13 protein-coding genes and 4 tRNA genes are annotated in these 16294 nt (G+C 49.3%); 11 read left to right on the top strand and 6 right to left on the bottom strand.

Annotated elements, in window-relative coordinates:
* The 4 genes from AC4IE7_RS01620 to AC4IE7_RS01605 form a co-directional block, all read right to left on the bottom strand.
* Positions 1–128: GTP-binding protein (locus AC4IE7_RS01620; RefSeq protein ID WP_490775054.1), on the bottom strand; the 128-nt coding region annotated here is incomplete at its 3' end.
* 71 nt (positions 129–199) lie between these two features.
* A tRNA-Thr gene (locus tag AC4IE7_RS01615) sits at positions 200–275 on the bottom strand.
* Positions 276–407: 132 nt separating this feature from the next.
* Positions 408–481, bottom strand: a tRNA-Gly gene (locus tag AC4IE7_RS01610).
* 241 nt (positions 482–722) lie between these two features.
* Positions 723–807, bottom strand: a tRNA-Tyr gene (locus AC4IE7_RS01605).
* 458 nt (positions 808–1265) lie between these two features.
* Between AC4IE7_RS01605 and AC4IE7_RS01600 the strand changes: the two genes are divergently transcribed.
* The 11 genes from AC4IE7_RS01600 (at position 1266) to AC4IE7_RS01550 (ending at position 10820) form a co-directional block, all read left to right on the top strand.
* On the top strand, positions 1266–2984 hold the full coding sequence (locus tag AC4IE7_RS01600; protein WP_490775052.1) for a tetratricopeptide repeat protein: 1719 nt from the start codon (positions 1266–1268) through the stop codon (positions 2982–2984).
* Positions 2985–2998: 14 nt separating this feature from the next.
* The gene (gene ispE / locus AC4IE7_RS01595) at positions 2999–3871 is read left to right on the top strand and encodes a 4-(cytidine 5'-diphospho)-2-C-methyl-D-erythritol kinase (RefSeq protein ID WP_490775051.1); all 873 of its coding nucleotides are present in this window, start codon (positions 2999–3001) and stop codon (positions 3869–3871) included.
* Position 3872: 1 nt separating this feature from the next.
* Positions 3873–3947 (top strand) — tRNA-Gln (locus AC4IE7_RS01590).
* Between the two features lie 54 nt (positions 3948–4001).
* Positions 4002–4940 (top strand): ribose-phosphate diphosphokinase, encoded by a 939-nt coding sequence (locus AC4IE7_RS01585; protein WP_490775053.1) that lies wholly within the window; start codon positions 4002–4004, stop codon positions 4938–4940.
* Positions 4941–5024: 84 nt separating this feature from the next.
* A complete protein-coding gene (locus tag AC4IE7_RS01580) occupies positions 5025–5231 on the top strand; it encodes a hypothetical protein (protein WP_490775050.1) in 207 nt (68 codons plus the stop codon).
* 22 nt (positions 5232–5253) lie between these two features.
* Positions 5254–5880, top strand: a complete 627-nt coding sequence (locus AC4IE7_RS01575; protein ID WP_490775049.1) for a 50S ribosomal protein L25/general stress protein Ctc — start codon at positions 5254–5256, stop codon at positions 5878–5880.
* A 53-nt stretch (positions 5881–5933) separates the two neighbouring features.
* Positions 5934–6518 (top strand): aminoacyl-tRNA hydrolase, encoded by a 585-nt coding sequence (gene pth, locus AC4IE7_RS01570; protein WP_490775048.1) that lies wholly within the window; start codon positions 5934–5936, stop codon positions 6516–6518.
* A 153-nt stretch (positions 6519–6671) separates the two neighbouring features.
* On the top strand, positions 6672–7418 hold the full coding sequence (locus AC4IE7_RS01565; RefSeq protein ID WP_490775047.1) for an outer membrane lipoprotein-sorting protein: 747 nt from the start codon (positions 6672–6674) through the stop codon (positions 7416–7418).
* An 85-nt stretch (positions 7419–7503) separates the two neighbouring features.
* Positions 7504–8736 (top strand): ABC transporter permease, encoded by a 1233-nt coding sequence (locus AC4IE7_RS01560; protein WP_490775046.1) that lies wholly within the window; start codon positions 7504–7506, stop codon positions 8734–8736.
* Positions 8729–9979 carry an FtsX-like permease family protein gene (locus AC4IE7_RS01555; RefSeq protein ID WP_490775045.1) on the top strand — a complete coding sequence of 417 codons (1251 nt, stop codon included), beginning with the start codon at positions 8729–8731 and terminating at the stop codon, positions 9977–9979. Before AC4IE7_RS01560 ends, AC4IE7_RS01555 begins: the two co-directional genes overlap by 8 nt.
* Before the next feature lie 7 nt (positions 9980–9986).
* Positions 9987–10820, top strand: coding sequence for an ABC transporter ATP-binding protein (locus AC4IE7_RS01550; protein ID WP_490775044.1), 834 nt, complete (start codon positions 9987–9989; stop codon positions 10818–10820).
* A gap of 294 nt (positions 10821–11114) precedes the next feature.
* Here AC4IE7_RS01550 and AC4IE7_RS01545 read toward each other — a convergent pair whose 3' ends face one another.
* Positions 11115–13880, bottom strand: coding sequence for an efflux RND transporter permease subunit (locus AC4IE7_RS01545; protein WP_490775043.1), 2766 nt, complete (start codon positions 13878–13880; stop codon positions 11115–11117).
* A 100-nt stretch (positions 13881–13980) separates the two neighbouring features.
* Positions 13981–16197, bottom strand: a complete 2217-nt coding sequence (locus AC4IE7_RS01540; RefSeq protein WP_490775042.1) for an RNA polymerase-associated protein rapA — start codon at positions 16195–16197, stop codon at positions 13981–13983.
* Between the last annotated feature and the right edge of the window lie 97 nt (positions 16198–16294).

The following is a 16294-nucleotide window of genomic DNA, read 5'->3' as shown; positions in this document are numbered from 1 at the left end:
TCGCCACCATACTTGGCCGCCTGGACTGTTGTGATGGCCGCCGTCAGCGTGGTCTTGCCGTGGTCTACGTGACCAATCGTGCCCACATTGACATGCGGCTTTGTGCGTTCGAATTTTTCCTTGGACATGAGTTTCTCTCCAGGTTCTCTATTTATTGTATAAAGACAAATTCGCGCGCTTCCGCACGCCGTTCAATATTTGGAGCCCAGAAGCAGATTTGAACTGCCGACCTCACCCTTACCAAGGGTGTGCTCTACCAACTGAGCTATCTGGGCAAATTTTCATCACCTAAAGTCTATATAGGTCACAACACAGCAACTCGACCGTCGGCACAGAACAAACGGCGATACCGCCACGCAGTACGCCGTCGATTGGCCAATCAAACTAAATTGACCTAAGATAATCAATGGAGCGGGTGATGGGAATCGAACCCACGTATTCAGCTTGGAAGGCTGAAGTTCTACCATTGAACTACACCCGCGCAGCCAAGCGACGCGTCGCTCACCATAACCGCTACAAACCAACACAGCAGAGGATAGAAGGTTGCTCCCAGCCTCCGACCCTTTGCCCTGAGGGCATTGCGCCAAGCACTTTATAATCCAAAAGTCGCTTTAGGCGCCACTACTAACGAACCAACTCAGGTTCGCATCCTCCCTCTGCTCTACAGCACGGAAGGATATATCGAGATGCAGGATAATAAAAACCTCATTCTCAATGTTACCTGGTGGAGGGGGGAGGATTCGAACCTCCGAAGGCTGAGCCGTCAGATTTACAGTCTGATCCCTTTGGCCACTCGGGAACCCCTCCTAGCGAGAGCCGGGCATTCTGACGCCAAGCCTTGCCAAAGTCAATAAACATTTCAAACATTTTTTTGTCTACTTCATAGACCTGTTCAGAATTAAGGCTTGCAGCCAGTGTCATTTACATTTCTACTAGAGCCTAGTGTACCTCGTCATAGACTCTGTACCATTCAGCGAGTCTGGAAGGGGTTAGCCGCTAGGCATGCCTCGCAGGGAATGGCCCCTCCCTTGCCAAGAGGCATAACGCCGCGGATAACCCCTTCCAGGCTCGCCCGGAGGGAGCCGCCCCAATACGCCAGCTCTGCGTTGTGGCTCTTGTAAAGGGCCTGCCATTCCCTGCGAGCCGCGCCTTGATCTGACGTATTGGGGCGGCTCTGAATGGTACAGAGTCTATGACGAGGTACACTAGAACAGTAAACCCGACGAATTACAGCGCATTGAAGGCGCATGAAATCAGCGAACAAAATGAATAGAGCCACCATCTTAATCTGCCTGCTTCTTTCTGCCTGTGCCGGCAACCCAAACCTCAATGCGCCCAGCTCATCTGCCCCGGTAGAAACTGAGAAGAGTTCAAAGCTGACAGAACAGACTTCAGATTCGCTGACAAACGACCTCGTCTACCACACTCTGGCCAGTGAAATTGCAGCCCAACGGGGTAAGCAGCCTATGGCTTTCGAGCATGCGCTGCAGGTTGCCAGGGAGTCGAGAGATGCCATGTCTGCAGAACGCGCTACCAGCCTTGCGCTGCAAGCCAATCTTCCAGATGAGGCGCTGACCGCAGCCAAGCTGTGGATGGAAATAGATCCGGATGAGCTTAAGGCCTACCAAATTGCTGCCATCATCAATATTCGCGCTGAGCAAATGAACGAGGCCATTACTCAGCTTCAAAAGGTAATAAAAATTGCCAACAAGAATGGCCAATCAGGCTACGTACAGGCGGCAGCCATCGCCGAAAAATCCGGGAATCCCAATAAATCCCTGGCGATAATGCAGCAACTGATTCCTCAGGATACAGATTCCAGCCAGGCGCTTTACGCCCTCGCCCTGGTTGCCAATCACGCCAAACAACGTGAATTAGCTCTTGGATATATTGAGAAATCCCTCCTGATCGACCCTAAATCCACACAAAGCCTGGTGCTTAAAGCCCATACATTGATTGCGTTAAAACAGGATCAAAAGGGGGTCGAATTTCTTAAACAAGCCGTCCAGGATCAGCCTGACAACATCAAACTTGGACATGCATACGCAAGAGTACTTCTGGAGGTTAATCAACCTGAAGCCTCACTGCAGCAGTTTCTGAAGCTCCATCAACTGGCACCGGATAACAGCGATTTCACTTTCTCACTCGGCATGATCTACATGCAGCTCGACCAATATGACGAGGCATCAAACTATCTATCAAAACTGACCAAAAACAGATCTAAACGTAATGAGGCCAATTTTTACCTGGGGGCTATCGCTGAAGAGCAAGAAGCAGTTGAAAGCGCCCTCGATCGCTATAGCCGCGTTGAAGGAAAGCATTTAGCCGATGCCCAGGTACGCATCGCTAAAATTCTCTCCGATCAAGGCAATCTCAAACAGGCCAGAGAGACACTGCAGCGCCTGCGGGTAAACCAGTCACGTGATCAGCTAAAATTCTACATGATAGAGGCAGAGTTACTGCGAGAGGCACGTGACTACGCCTTAGCACATGAGGTTTACACTAAGGCTCTTGGCCGATTTGCAGACAACATAGAGCTGCTTTATGCCCGCGGACTCAATGCTGCCGACCTGAAACGGGTCGACCTGCTGGAGCAGGATCTCCGCAAGATCCTTGCAACTCAACCCAAACATGCTGACGCCTTGAATGCACTGGGTTACACCCTGGCGGATCAAACTGACCGACTCGATGAGGCAAAAGAGTATATTCAGATGGCACTTTCACTGAAACCGGACAATCCTGCGATTTTGGATAGTATCGGCTGGGTTGAGTACCGTCTCGGCAATTATGAAGCCGCTCTGGCTCATCTTGAAAAGGCGGCTGAAATCAGCCCTGATGCTGAAATCGCATCCCATCTGGGAGAAGTGCTATGGGTCATGGGGCAACAGCAACGTGCTCTTGAAATCTGGGATGCGGCAAATGAGAGAGAGCCTGATAATCGTTTTATCAGACCCGCCATGATGCGCCTGGGTGTTGAAAACTAGATTCAGACAACTCTGTGTCAACTCATCCGAAGCACTCCCCGGATTTTTTAAGCTGTCCGGCCCCCGCAAAACTCAATCTGATGCTACGCATTACAGGCAGAAGGGCTGATGGTTACCACAACCTGCAGACAGTATTTCAATTCCTAGACCACTCTGACCAGCTCGATTTTCATCTGCGCAGTGACGCAGAGATTCACCTATCCGATAACCTGCCTGGTGTCACAAAGGAGCAAAACCTCTCTTTTCGGGCTGCTAAAATCTTACAAAACCTGAGTAAAACACCATTTGGAGCAGACATTTACCTGCGGAAGTCCCTGCCTATAGGGGGGGGACTCGGTGGCGGCAGTTCAGATGCAGCAACCACGCTGGTCGCTCTGAATCGACTTTGGGATATAAATTTAAGCAATCAACAGCTAATGGATATCGGACTCTCCCTGGGTGCTGATGTGCCCATCTTCATCCATGGGCATGCAGCCTGGGCAGAAGGAATTGGTGAGAAAATCACAGACATAGAGCTCCCGGAGAGCTGGTTTTTGGTGATACATCCCCCTTGTCACATCTCCACAGCGGAGATATTCGGACAACCTGATTTGACACGCCACTCACCCCGCATCAAAATACGCGCCTTTCTAGATGGCAACAAACAGAATGACTGCCTGCCCGTAGTCATCAGACGCTACCCTCAAGTAGCAAAGGCAATGGATTGGCTTAATCGGCATGCCGATGCACGACTGACGGGTACAGGGGCATGCTTATTTGCAGAATTCGCTGAACGGCGAGAGGCAGATGAGATGCTGGATCGGCTTCCTACCGATCTCACGGGTTTTGTTGCTCAGGGGCTTAACAGCTCCCCATTGCTGGACATGTTCCAGAAAGAAAAGAGTTAATTGGGGCGTCGCCAAGCGGTAAGGCACTGGGTTTTGATCCCAGCATGCGTAGGTTCGAATCCTGCCGCCCCAGCCATTTCTCTGCAAACCATTTTCACGACAGAGGATTAGTACCGTGCCATCCAACGCCATGACGGTCTTCTCGGGCAATGCCAACTCAGCACTCACTGCCGAAATCGTGAGTCATCTCAATCTCCCACTGGGTAAGATGCAAGTGGGACGATTCAGCGATGGCGAAGTCATGGCTGAGATTCATGAGAATGTTCGAGGCCGCGATATTTTCATCGTTCAACCGACATCCGCGCCCACTAATGAAAACCTGATGGAGCTACTGGTGATGATCGACGCTATGCGCTGGTCATCTCCCGACCGCATCACCGCGGTCATCCCATACTTCGGTTATGCCCGTCAGGACAGACGTCCACGCTCTGCCAGGGTGCCGATTACTGCCAGACTGGCAGCCAAGATGATCGCTACCGCTGGCGCTGATCGCGTATTGACTGTCGACCTCCATGCAGACCAGATTCAGGGTTTTTTCGATATCCCAGTCGACAATGTCTATGCTTCCCCAATCCTGCTGGGAGATGTGTGGCGCCAAAAGCACCCAGATATTGTTGTTGTCTCACCCGATGTTGGTGGTGTAGTGCGAGCCCGGGCACTGGCAAAACGTCTGGATGATGCAGATCTTGCAATTATCGACAAACGTCGTCCTCAGCCCAATGAAGCCAAAGTAATGAACATCATCGGTAAGGTCGAGGGCCGCAGCTGCATCCTCATCGATGACCTGGTGGACACAGCCGGCACCCTTTGTCAGGCAGCCAACGCCTTGAAGGATCATGGTGCGGCGAAAGTGGTTGCCTACTGTACCCATCCTGTACTATCTGGCCCTGCAGTTACAAATTTGAGCAACTCTCAGCTAGATGAGTTGGTGGTCACCAATACAATCCCTCTATCGGAAGAGGCAAAGCAGTGTAGTGTTATACGTCAGGTATCGATTGCTGAACTGCTCGCTGAAACCATGCGCCGTGTCTCAAATGAAGAGTCGGTCAGCTCTCTATTCATCGACTGAACAGTACCCGACGCTCAGACCTGCACCAATCAAATCCCCCGATCCTTTAGTCAGTTGCCAGACCGGGCAATTGAGGAGCTATCTATGATCCAGTTCCATGACGAAGATATTGATGCGGAGATCAATCGGGCAAAACCAGCTTATAACGGAAGACTGAAAACCGCCACTGTCGCCAAACAGTGGCGGTTTTCTATTTTGGGGCTGGAAATTCTGGCCAATCCTGATAGAATCGCGCGTCCGCTGTCAATGCAGCGGTGGTGCTGCTTGGTCGCGAAGCGGCATCCCTATTGACCTAACAGATACGGAGAAAACCATGTCTGCCAGTTTTGAAATCAACGCCCAGTTGCGGAGCGATAATGGGAAAGGTGCGAGCCGCCGCCTGCGTCGCGCCGGCCTGATCCCAGGCATCGTCTATGGTGCACACAAGGATCCAACCCCGATCTCCCTGCAGCACAATGAAATTGTCCATTCGCTCGAGAATGAGGGTTTCTACTCGAACCTGCTCTCTCTGAAAATTGATGGCAAGGAAGAGACTGTTGTATTGAAAGATCTGCAGCGCCATCCAGCAAAGCCTTTCCTGCTGCATGTGGATTTTCAGCGGGTACAGGCTGACGAGAAGATTCGCCTGCATGTACCGATACACTTCATCAATGAGGCGACCTGCCCCGGCGTCAAGTCCGGCGGACAAGCCAGCCATGTGATGACTGACATGGAGATCAGCTGTCTGCCTAAGGATCTGCCCGAATTCATCGAGATTGATCTGGGCAACCTGGAACTTGGGGCTGTTCTGCATGCTTCTGAAGTTAAATTCCCTGATGGTGTTGAGTTGATCACCCATGAAGGTAATGAAGATCCTATCATCGTGACCATTCACGCCACCCATAAGGGTGAAGATGAGGAATCTGCTGATTCTGAAGAAGGTGAGGAAGGTACAGAATAGACCTGTACCCCAAGGGGGGGCATCCCCCCTTCTCTCCCCAAAGTACACCTCCCATGTCATCCCAACCTATTAGGCTCATTGTCGGTCTCGGCAACCCTGGCCCAGACTACGATCTAACACGCCACAACGCTGGCTTTTGGTTTGTCGACAAACTTGCAGATCAACATCACCAACCCTTCCGAATGGAATCGAGACACCATGGTCAGGTCTGTAAATTGAACCTGCATGGTGAAGAGGTAAGATTGTTAAAGCCGACCACTTTCATGAACAGAAGCGGACAGGCACTTTCAAGTCTGGCCAACTACTTTCGGATTGACCCAAATGAGATTCTGGTTGTCCATGATGAACTTGACCTGGCACCAGGAGAGGTTCGCCTTAAAACCGGGGGCGGTCACGCTGGACACAATGGCCTGAGGGATATCATGAGTGCCCTGGGAAATCGTAATTTTCACCGCTTACGAATCGGCATTGACCACCCAAATGACCGTGCTGCTGTGGTCAATTATGTACTCGGCCGCCCATCAAAAGCCGATAGAGAGTCCATCGATCAGGGGATCGACAAGGCAATCGACTGCCTGCCAGTGATCCTGCAAGGGGAACTCCAAAAGGCGATGAATCAACTGCATAGCAGCCGATAACATACTCAAGCTGCTGTTTAAAAAGAGAAATCACTCTATTCTCTTTGAAACAGAAACCGCTTTGCACTCGGCCACTTGCCTTAGACTGGCTATATATTATGAAATGCTTATAATGGCATTGAATGATTTCCGAGTTTCAGAGTATGTTTTTCAATGGTTAGAGTCTTCACAACATTTTGGCTGCTTATTCTCACCACTTCAGGGACGTTGGCTGGTGATTCCGCAAAGGAAGCGCTTGAATTGTTACAAAAGACAGAAGCGCTTATGCGTTCAGAGGGTACCGTTGCTGAGTACCGCATCGACATCCTGCGCCCGGACTGGCAAAGAACCATGACCTTTCGCAGCCATGATGATATGCGTGATAATCGCTTTCGCATGGAGATACTCTCACCCCGGAAAACCAAGGGAACGGTATTTCTTAAGGTGGACAATGTCCTTTCTATGTATCTACCCAAACTTCGTCGTCAGATCAAAATCTCCCCCGCAATGATGCAAGACCCCTGGATGGGTTCTGATTTCAATAACCAGGATCTGCTGGAAACTGACACGATGATCGACGGGCATACACATCAAATCATCGATCAGCAGGGTGAGGGTGACGACGCCATCATTACCATTGAATCTATCCCGGCCCCTGAGACCACAGTTACCTGGAAAAAACTGATCAGACGCATTCGTGGGGATGGCATTCCTCTGGATATGGCTTACCATTGTAAGAAAAGGGTCAAACGCATGATGGTGTTTGACCAGATAGAGGAGATGGGAGGAAGGGTGATACCAACACGATGGACCATGCAACCCCAGGATGGAGAAGGAAAAAGCACAATTATCACCCTACAATCCATACAGTTCGACATACCGCTGGAACCACAGCTCTTTTCACCTATGCAAAAACAATAGGCTGAAGAGCACCTGTGGCGGAAAGCTGACCGAGATTATCTCTTAGGGCCTGTTAACAAAGACCAGGCAGTGGATTGCCTACTCGATGTCATCGTTCAACACCAATCTATTAACCATGGCACTGCGAAATCTTGTGGGGCACCCTCGACGTACCCTGCTGACTGCAGGTGCTATTTCTGTCGGCCTTGCTTCATTGATCTTCCTTTGGGGATTCAATGAGGGTCTTCACCGAAACATGCTCGGCAATTTTCAGAAAGCAATCATCGGTACTCTACAAATACACCGTGAAGGCTTTTTTCAACAACCCAACCTCTCACTGGCTATCCCCAATGCTGATAGAGTCTCCAACGCTCTTGAGAGTGCTGGCGTTGAAAACTACAGTCAGCGACTGGAATCATTTGGCCTGGCGGCTTCGGATAGCACCACCCAAGGGGTGATGCTGATCGGCATGGATCCAGTCAATGAAACAAGAGTTACCGAACTTAATAGACGAATCGGCATTGGCCGCTTTCTACAACCGGATGACAGTTACACACTAATACTTGGTGCAACGACAGCAAACAACCTGCAGGTCAATCTCGGAGATGAGGTAATCATAATCGGCTATGACCGATATGGTGCAATGATCGCTGAATCATTCACTCTGGTTGGCATCATCACCAGTGGTGAAATGGGCCTTGATAAGGGTATGGCCATCACCAGCCTTGCAACGCTCCAGGAGATGGTAGATATGCAAGCACGTGTGACAACCTTTGTGATCAATATCGATGAGAAACTGCTTCCCGAGTTGATTACAAATCTTAATCTTGCGCTATCCGACGAAAATCTAGAGATCATGCCCTGGTATATTATGTTTCCGGTAATGAAGGAGTGGGTTACTCTGCACAATGGTTTTCTCTTCCTCTTCCTTGGGGTTGTACTCTTTATTGTCTTGGCCGGAGAGTTGAATACCTTACTGTTATCCATGTTGGATAGAACCCGGGAATTCGGGATTCTGATGGCCATCGGTACTACCCGTCGACAGATTGCGCTGTTGATGATGACTGAGGCGGGGATCATCGGTATTTTAGGTATTCTGCTTGGAATCCTGCTCGGGTATACCCTAATTTCAATCACAGGAATGGTCGGCATTGATCTCTCAATTCTACTTGGATCGACCTCTCGATTTTATGTCGACCCATTGATCTATCCCCATTTAAAACTTGACCATCTCGGCATCACTGCCAGTGCCATTTTCTTCGCCTCTATCCTCTCCAGCATCTACCCAGCCTGGCGAGCCAGCCTGCTTCAGCCAGTCGAGGCAATTCGAAATGGTTAGCCGAACACGCCTCGGGCCTCTGACCTATCTTGCACTGGCATATCGTAATTTATTACGAAACCGCCGACGTACAACCATCACCTTGTTGACCATGATTTTTGGTATCGCCACATTGACCCTACTGAGTGCGCTCAATGATGGTTGGCTGAGCCAAATGAAGACCAACTTTATTCTTAGCTTTACCGGGCATGTTCAAATCCACGCTAAAGGGTTCGAAGTTTCACAAAATCTGCGCGATCAAATTTCAAATCCGGAGGAGATCACCCGATTCATGGAGTCCTATCCGGAAATTTTCGGCTGGACTGAACGCATTCGAACTTCAGGACTTGCTTCAGTCAGCGGCAGCAGCGCCGGCGTGCAAATCATGGCCACTGATCCAGAGCAGGAGACATGGGTCACCTCCATGGATCAAAGTGTCAAATCGGGTCGCTGGCTGCAGCCAGGTATGACAAATGACCTGCTATTAGGCCTGACCATCGCTCAAAATCTAGGTGCTGAATTAGGTGACCGGGTAGTTCTCATGACTCAGCGCCCCAGTGGCGAGATGATCTCTGAGGTCTTCTATTTAAGAGGAATATTGGAGACAGGGGCACCACAAATAGATCGTACCCTGGCATTGATCACCCTTAAGGGTGCGCAGCAATGGTTGCAGATGCAGCAGGCAGTTACCGATATCGTGATAAGAGCAGACGAACACCATCAGACTGATAAACTATATCGTCTATTCGCCCAACAACTATCTGAGAACACCTATGAAATCATGCCCTGGCAGGAGCTTGATCCAATGGTCAGACAGTGGCTCGAATTCAGTGACGCCTATGGATTAGTGATCTTGATTGTTGTCATTGTGCTGGTACTCACTGAGATCCTCAACACCATGCTGATCTCCCTTCATGAACGCCAAAAAGAGTTGGGCGTAATGATCGCGATCGGTACCAAACCCTATCAACTCTTTTTTATGCTATTGCTTGAAGCTGTACTGTTAATCCTGATTGGCGCTATTTTGGGTTATCTTGTCGCAGGTCTTATAGTCTACGCGCTCGCTGATTCCGGCATAGACCTGACAGGTTACTCCAATGCCTTTGAATTTTTCTATATGGATCCGGTTATCCATCCCCAGTTGACCCAAAACTCAGCCATTAAAATTCTTCTGGCCTCCCTTACGGCTACACTACTTGCAGGTATCTACCCGGCATGGAAAGCCACTCGATTGTCACTTAGTCAGGCACTACGTATCCAATAGGTTGCCCATGTCAGAAGAAAACGCTACCACCATTATCCGAACCAGTGACCTGCATAAGTGCTACTGGGTAGGCACAATGCCCTACCCTGCACTTCACGGTATCAATCTGGAGATTAAAGCGGGTGAGTTCGTAGTGCTTGCCGGACGATCAGGATCGGGAAAAAGCACGCTATTGAATATTGTTGGCTCCTTGGAGTCTGCTGATCGTGGCAAGGTTGAAGTTCTGAACCAGGATATTCTTGGCATGACAGGGGATCAGCGCACCCAGTTTCGTCTTGACCATATCGGCTTTGTATTCCAGGCCTATAACCTGATTCGCGTATTGAGTGCTCGTGAAAATGTCGCTTATGTCTGTCAACTCCAGGGTAAAAGCAGACAGGAGAGTATGGAGATCGCCAACCATTGGCTGCATCAGGTAGAGATCGAACATCTGGGATACCGACGTCCCGATCAACTCTCTGGTGGACAGCAACAACGGGTTGCCGTTGCCCGTGCTCTTGCTACAGAGCCAAAAATAATTCTTGCTGATGAACCGACCGCAAACCTGGATTCAATAACCGGCAGACACCTGGTAGAGCTGATGCACTCATTGAATGAACGCCTGGGTACTACATTTCTGATTTCATCTCATGACCCGGATGTTAAGAGAGCAGCCAGCCGTTTGATCAAATTAAGCGACGGCTGCATTGTAAACGATTGGGATGAATCACCGAACCCACCTGCCTCACTAGCTATAACCTGTCCTGCACGTAATCTGCCATTCACTGAGCGTATGCGACTCTTTTTCAAACATCGCCGTAACCGACAAACAGAGCATAATAAAACTTCCAGACGATCCTGATATCTGCACTTGAGGGTTAGATATCAGCGGTCACCAGCATCGCAATATGGTCAATGCAGTAGACACATTATTTAACAGTGGTTGACTGATGTAGATACCCAGCAAGGTAGCCTGGATGGAGTGGAACGGAATCCGGGGTGCTCGGTGCGCTTAATCCCCTGGATTCCACTGCACTCCATCCAGGCTACGACATCTATGAATAGAGGATAGATCTCTTTCTCATCAGCAGGACAATAAAAAAGCCGGCATAAAGCCGGCTTGAAATCATACTGAGACTAAGCCCAGTTAACTTTTCTAGTTTTTATATTCACCAAATACAAATTTTGGTTTCAGCCAGGCTACCAGCATCGGCAATATGGTCAATGCGGTAACTACATCGATTAACAGTGCCTGACTGATGTAGATACCCAGTCCCCAGGTGTTTGCCAGATCAGTATTCAACAATGGGATAAAACAGCCCAAAAGCACAACCACAGAGATGATTACCGCCGAGCCGGTGGTATTCAGGGTGTTGACCAATGACTGCTGCCAGTTACCCGCTGTTGCCTGCATCTCCTCTTTGAGCCGGGACATCATGTAGATGCCGTAATCGATTCCCAACCCCATGGCGATACTCAGTGCCACTTGCAGATGGAATGCGAGATTACCCGACCAGTTTTGGATACTGGTCATGTAACCACCCAGGCCATATTGGGCGAATAAGGTGATGAACAGCAACACCATCAAAATACTGGAGATGATCAAGGAGCGGAAAATCAGAGCGGCAATAACGAATACAGCAGCTGCGGTTAACAGAGGTCCAGAGAGCCAGTTATCCACCGCCACCTCACGGGTAGCCTCTGTAGCACCGAGAAACCCGCCCAAGCCTGGTGTGACATAACCGGGGCCATCAACGGAGAGTTCATTGGTATCACCTGAGAGATCAGAAACAGGCCCTGAACGCAGGCCAAAGTTAACCTTCTGGAATCCTACATCATTTTTATGGTCTTCAATATATTGCTGAATATCCATCGTGACCTGGTGCGTCTCTACAGGATCCATGGTGTTGACAAAGCCCATCACCACACCTTCATTCCAATTCTTCATGACGAAGGAGTCCATATCCCCCTCTTCAGTCATTGTCTCCAATAGACCGTTGTAGAGCTGAACTATGTCATCACCACCCCTGTCATCATCCGGATCGATAGAACGAAGTTTTGCTGAGGTTGGGATATATAGATCTTTAACATCCGGTTGCTCTCCCGGTTCCGCAGTCAACAGCATATTTACCAAACGAATATATTGTGCATAAGATCCGGTAAAACCGATAAATGGATGGGCTCTCATCCACTCTTCGAGGGCCTCTATATCAGCCAGGACATCTGCCTGATTGAAAATGCCCTGAGCACCGCATGGATCTGGATCCCAACATCCCAGTTCAGCCTTGGCTCTCTCACACTGTGCGATCTTCTCTAGTGGATCCTCTATGTCATAGATCTCCTCAGGAAAATAGGTCTCAACACAGAGTTCAGCCGTTGGCTCCTTGCCACGAATCGGAATAGAGACCGAAATCACACCAGGCATGATATCGTTCAGACGCTCGATATGCTGAATGGTTATCGACTTTTCCTTAAAGGCGGCGCGGGAGTAGTTAATACCCTTCTCCACACCTGGCATCAGATCTTTACTGGTGCCGTTCAGAATATCTGTCTCGTAGACAGACCAACCCATGATCGCCACAACAATGCCAATAGGAATCAATTTTCCTGGGCCGGTTAGCAGCCCGGAGATAAAACCACCAACCTTTGATTCCCATGCATGCTCGTGCCCCGCTTTAGTCTCACTTGAACTACACGGAAAGGTCATCATCAGCAGCGGTATGAGGGTCGTGGTGGTGAACAAAAGAGTCAGCATACCGAACATGCCGAAATAGGCGTATGCCTTGTAAAACGAGATATCCACCGTGGCAAGGGTCGCAAAACCGACCATATCGGTAACGATAGACAAGCTTGCAGGCACGATTGTATGGGATATGGAAACCCTTGCAGCGGATTCACAACTGCCTGATGCAGCCTGCTCCTGCATAAACCGCCGGGTTACCTGAACGGAGTGACCAATACCAATGGCCAGAAGCAACATTGGGGTCAATACCATCATGGTAGTAAGTTTAAATGCAGAAAAACCCATCAGCCCGAGTGTCAGTATAATGGTTGCACTGACACCAATAATCGGAAACAGGGATCCTCTCCAGTTACGGAATTCAAACCAAAGCGCGGCAATAACAATCGCAAAGGAGATGACAAACAGCCACCATTTATTCACCAGATCGGCCAACATCCAGGCCAGGAAGTAGGGCTCACCTGCGACCAAGACTTCGAATCTCTCATCCTCACTATACTCATCCATCATGGCGCGAATTTCACGCACCCAGGGCAGATAGATCTCCTTAACATCATCGGTATAGTCGCCAATGATGTAGAGGGACTTGGCAGTACAGTTTTTGGAATCCTTATCCTTGAATTCACACTTATTCCCTTCAGCATCCTCGAAACCGATCAACATCGGCCCTATTACAGGATTGTTTTCCACACCATCTTTCAGAAAAACAAGCTGCTGCTCCGCTTTTTCCGCTTCACTGCTGATGCCCTCGGTCGGTATCAGGCGTTTGAATACCAGACCATTCTCATCAGCACCCATGTATTTGATCTTTTTCGCAGCTATATCAATAAAGTTGGACTCACGGGCAGTGGGTAGATTCACCAAACGATTGTGTATCTCTTGAACCTTATTAACAAACCAGCCTTTGTAAACATCACCTTCGTTGATCCGCAAGGTGAAAACCATCAGGTTTCCCATGCCGAAGTTGTGCTCTGCATAGAGATTGGTTGCCACGTAGCGATTACTGGGAGGTAATAGCGTGTCTGGATCGTTGCGCATATCCAGATTTTTTATCTGCAGGGCAGCCACAATAGTGACCACCAGAAGGATCAGCATCAGAGGCCAACGGAATTTTATGACAAAATCCGCGTAGCGCTCAGCCATAGAGTTATTAGTTTGATTATTAGATGCAGAGCCGCTCATGGCCCATACTCCTCGATATCTCTGCGATTTGGCAGGCGCCCGCACAGACAAGTGCGAACGCCTGCTTCCGAAGGGTTAACTCAAGTAACTCCGTTAGAAATTACTCAAAGATCCATTTCAGACCCACTTGGAAGTTAGAGGAGTCTCTGAACTGGCCAAAGGTAGTGTTTTCATCACCCCAATAGTTGTTCCACTCCACTGAAGCAAGCAAGGTATCGGTGAAGGTATACTCCACATCGAAGCGATTCCACTTGCCGCCCCCTTCTTCGTAGATAAAGATATTGTTCCAACGATGTTCCTGAGACTCGCCGAAAGGTTTGGAGAAAAAGATTGAATAGAACTCTTTATCTTCGTAACCCTTTTTCAAGCCATTCGCCAGATTCATTGTTGCAAAATCGGCGGTATAGCGGCTGCAATCCATGGTTACACCAGTTTGAGTCCGGCAGGTATCCGATTCTTCAATAAAGTCGAGATTGCGGAACTGAATAAATTGACCGCTCACCAGCAGATTGGTGGCTACTGTAATATCTGCACCAATGACATACTTAAAGTAGTCAGCATCTTCCATTTTCAGCGCATTGGTCAGATCACCGATACTCAGCAGAAACTTATCGATGACAGGCTGCTTCTCACCTTCATCGTAAAGAAACTCGCCTCTGAGCACTAATGGCACATCACCCACTTCCAGCGCATAATCGAATGAAGAGCCGATACTGTTGACTCGATGCAAGGTTTCAGTGAAACGCAATGTCGGCGCACCGGTTCCCATGGCAATCGGATCATTGAATGGGTTGCCATCAGCCAGGGCTGGCAATACAGCACTTGGATCCAATGCACCGGCATAGTTACCTGCACTGTCGTGAGCCAAAATGGTAGTCGCATTACCAGCTTCCCAATTCGCTCTGGCCTCATCTCTTGACAAACTGTTGGCTACATCAGGAACGAAGGTGTCATTCTGCTGTGGACCAGGTGTGCCATTGGTATCAAAAAACAGTGTTGGCGCACGCTGTACGATCAACTCATCCCCTGCCGCATTATGCCAACTCAGGTCGATATCAGGATTACCGCCATAGTGGTAGAAATAGTTAACAGACCAGTTCAAACCACCATCGGTAGAGTTTCTAAAACGAAATCCACCATTCACATCACTGTCATCGGGATAGTCTCTGACCCACTCAGTTTCGAATCCAGTCAAACCACCAGCTGCAGTGAAACTGGTAAAAGTATTGAATGTGGCAAAGGTCGCATTTGACATATATTCAAATGCTGAGGTGGCCGCTTGCGGCTGCCAGGTCACTTCAGTTGGATCTAACGGTGTCAGGCCGGTAATGGGCATCAGGTTGGTTTCGCCATAGTTACCGTTGGGATCATTAACACCTGGCGGGAAACCTGGTTGTCCAGTAAATCCGAACTGAGTAAATGCATTCAGTAACAGCCAACCTGGAGCGGCTAAAGGATCGGTAGGAACCGTCGGATTTAGAAGGCCGGGAGTAGTCTGAGCATCCCAGAAATTACCTGCAAAGCCGTCTACGGTTAAACCGGCAAACAGGTTAAGACCCACCGGTAATGCACTACCGCCAGTGAAACCGCCACCCATTGCGGCGCCGTTGAATGTCGCAGCCACATTACTCAATGCAGGAGCTATATTGTAGAAGCCATTTACCTTGCCACTGATCGTCTCCACACCTTTCATGAGGAATGGATGTCCAGCATCGCCATCGGAATTGAGGCCTGGAATCTTGTTCTCTTCAACCTGGGATACAATCAGCTGAATATTGCTGCTGTCACCAATATTGCGCTCTGCATTGATCATCCAGATCGGTATGCGGGAGTCTTCCATGGCATTCTGGTTAAGTTCACGAAAATCAGATGGATTGATGATATCCAGTAGCTTGATACCATCAGCAGTTCCCCATACCACCTGTTGTTTACCAAGTCGTAAATCCCAATCGAACACAGAGGTGTCCATGTAGAGCTCACGAAGGTAGTCGTGTTGCGTATAGAGTCGATGCCCTTTGTAGTCGTCGTTCACGCCTTCAGTGTCATAGATAAAATTCAGATCAGCATGCCAGGTAATTGAGTCGCCGACATAACCGTTCACGAAGACTCGTGCTGAGTTTTCAAACTTCAGCAGATCCCCTTTATCGTGCCCCTCTTGATCCAGCATGGTATCGGCTTCGCCCGTGAGCTGACCATCTCTGGTAAAGACTGATGTCTCATTTTTCAAATAGCCGCTAATCTCTACTTCAGCGACGGCCGCACTGGGTACGACCAAGGCAAGCAGGATAGACTGATACAACTTACAGCGTTTGAACATGAATGCTTCCTCCCGGATTCACTGCTGCACAGTACCTCTTCCTTTGGCCTGTCGCGCGCAATGATGGTGTTGGCTGACTTATGCTGGTCAGCCGTAT

This window comes from Candidatus Thiodiazotropha sp. AKAK3 (genome assembly GCF_058244645.1).
This window is presented reverse-complemented; position numbering and strand designations above follow the sequence as displayed.

Excerpts from the sequence above, each read along its gene's own strand:
- AC4IE7_RS01560 (WP_490775046.1), top strand. The coding sequence starts at position 7,504 with ATGTCATCGTTCAACACCAATCTATTAACCATGGCACTGCGAAATCTT.
- pth (WP_490775048.1), top strand. The coding sequence starts at position 5,934 with ATGTCATCCCAACCTATTAGGCTCATTGTCGGTCTCGGCAACCCTGGC.
- AC4IE7_RS01545 (WP_490775043.1), bottom strand. The coding sequence starts at position 13,880 with ATGAGCGGCTCTGCATCTAATAATCAAACTAATAACTCTATGGCTGAG.
- AC4IE7_RS01550 (WP_490775044.1), top strand. The coding sequence starts at position 9,987 with ATGTCAGAAGAAAACGCTACCACCATTATCCGAACCAGTGACCTGCAT.
- AC4IE7_RS01600 (WP_490775052.1), top strand. The coding sequence starts at position 1,266 with ATGAATAGAGCCACCATCTTAATCTGCCTGCTTCTTTCTGCCTGTGCC.
- AC4IE7_RS01580 (WP_490775050.1), top strand. The coding sequence starts at position 5,025 with ATGATCCAGTTCCATGACGAAGATATTGATGCGGAGATCAATCGGGCA.
- AC4IE7_RS01555 (WP_490775045.1), top strand. The coding sequence starts at position 8,729 with ATGGTTAGCCGAACACGCCTCGGGCCTCTGACCTATCTTGCACTGGCA.
- AC4IE7_RS01565 (WP_490775047.1), top strand. The coding sequence starts at position 6,672 with ATGGTTAGAGTCTTCACAACATTTTGGCTGCTTATTCTCACCACTTCA.
- AC4IE7_RS01575 (WP_490775049.1), top strand. The coding sequence starts at position 5,254 with ATGTCTGCCAGTTTTGAAATCAACGCCCAGTTGCGGAGCGATAATGGG.
- AC4IE7_RS01540 (WP_490775042.1), bottom strand. The coding sequence starts at position 16,197 with ATGTTCAAACGCTGTAAGTTGTATCAGTCTATCCTGCTTGCCTTGGTC.
- AC4IE7_RS01585 (WP_490775053.1), top strand. The coding sequence starts at position 4,002 with ATGACGGTCTTCTCGGGCAATGCCAACTCAGCACTCACTGCCGAAATC.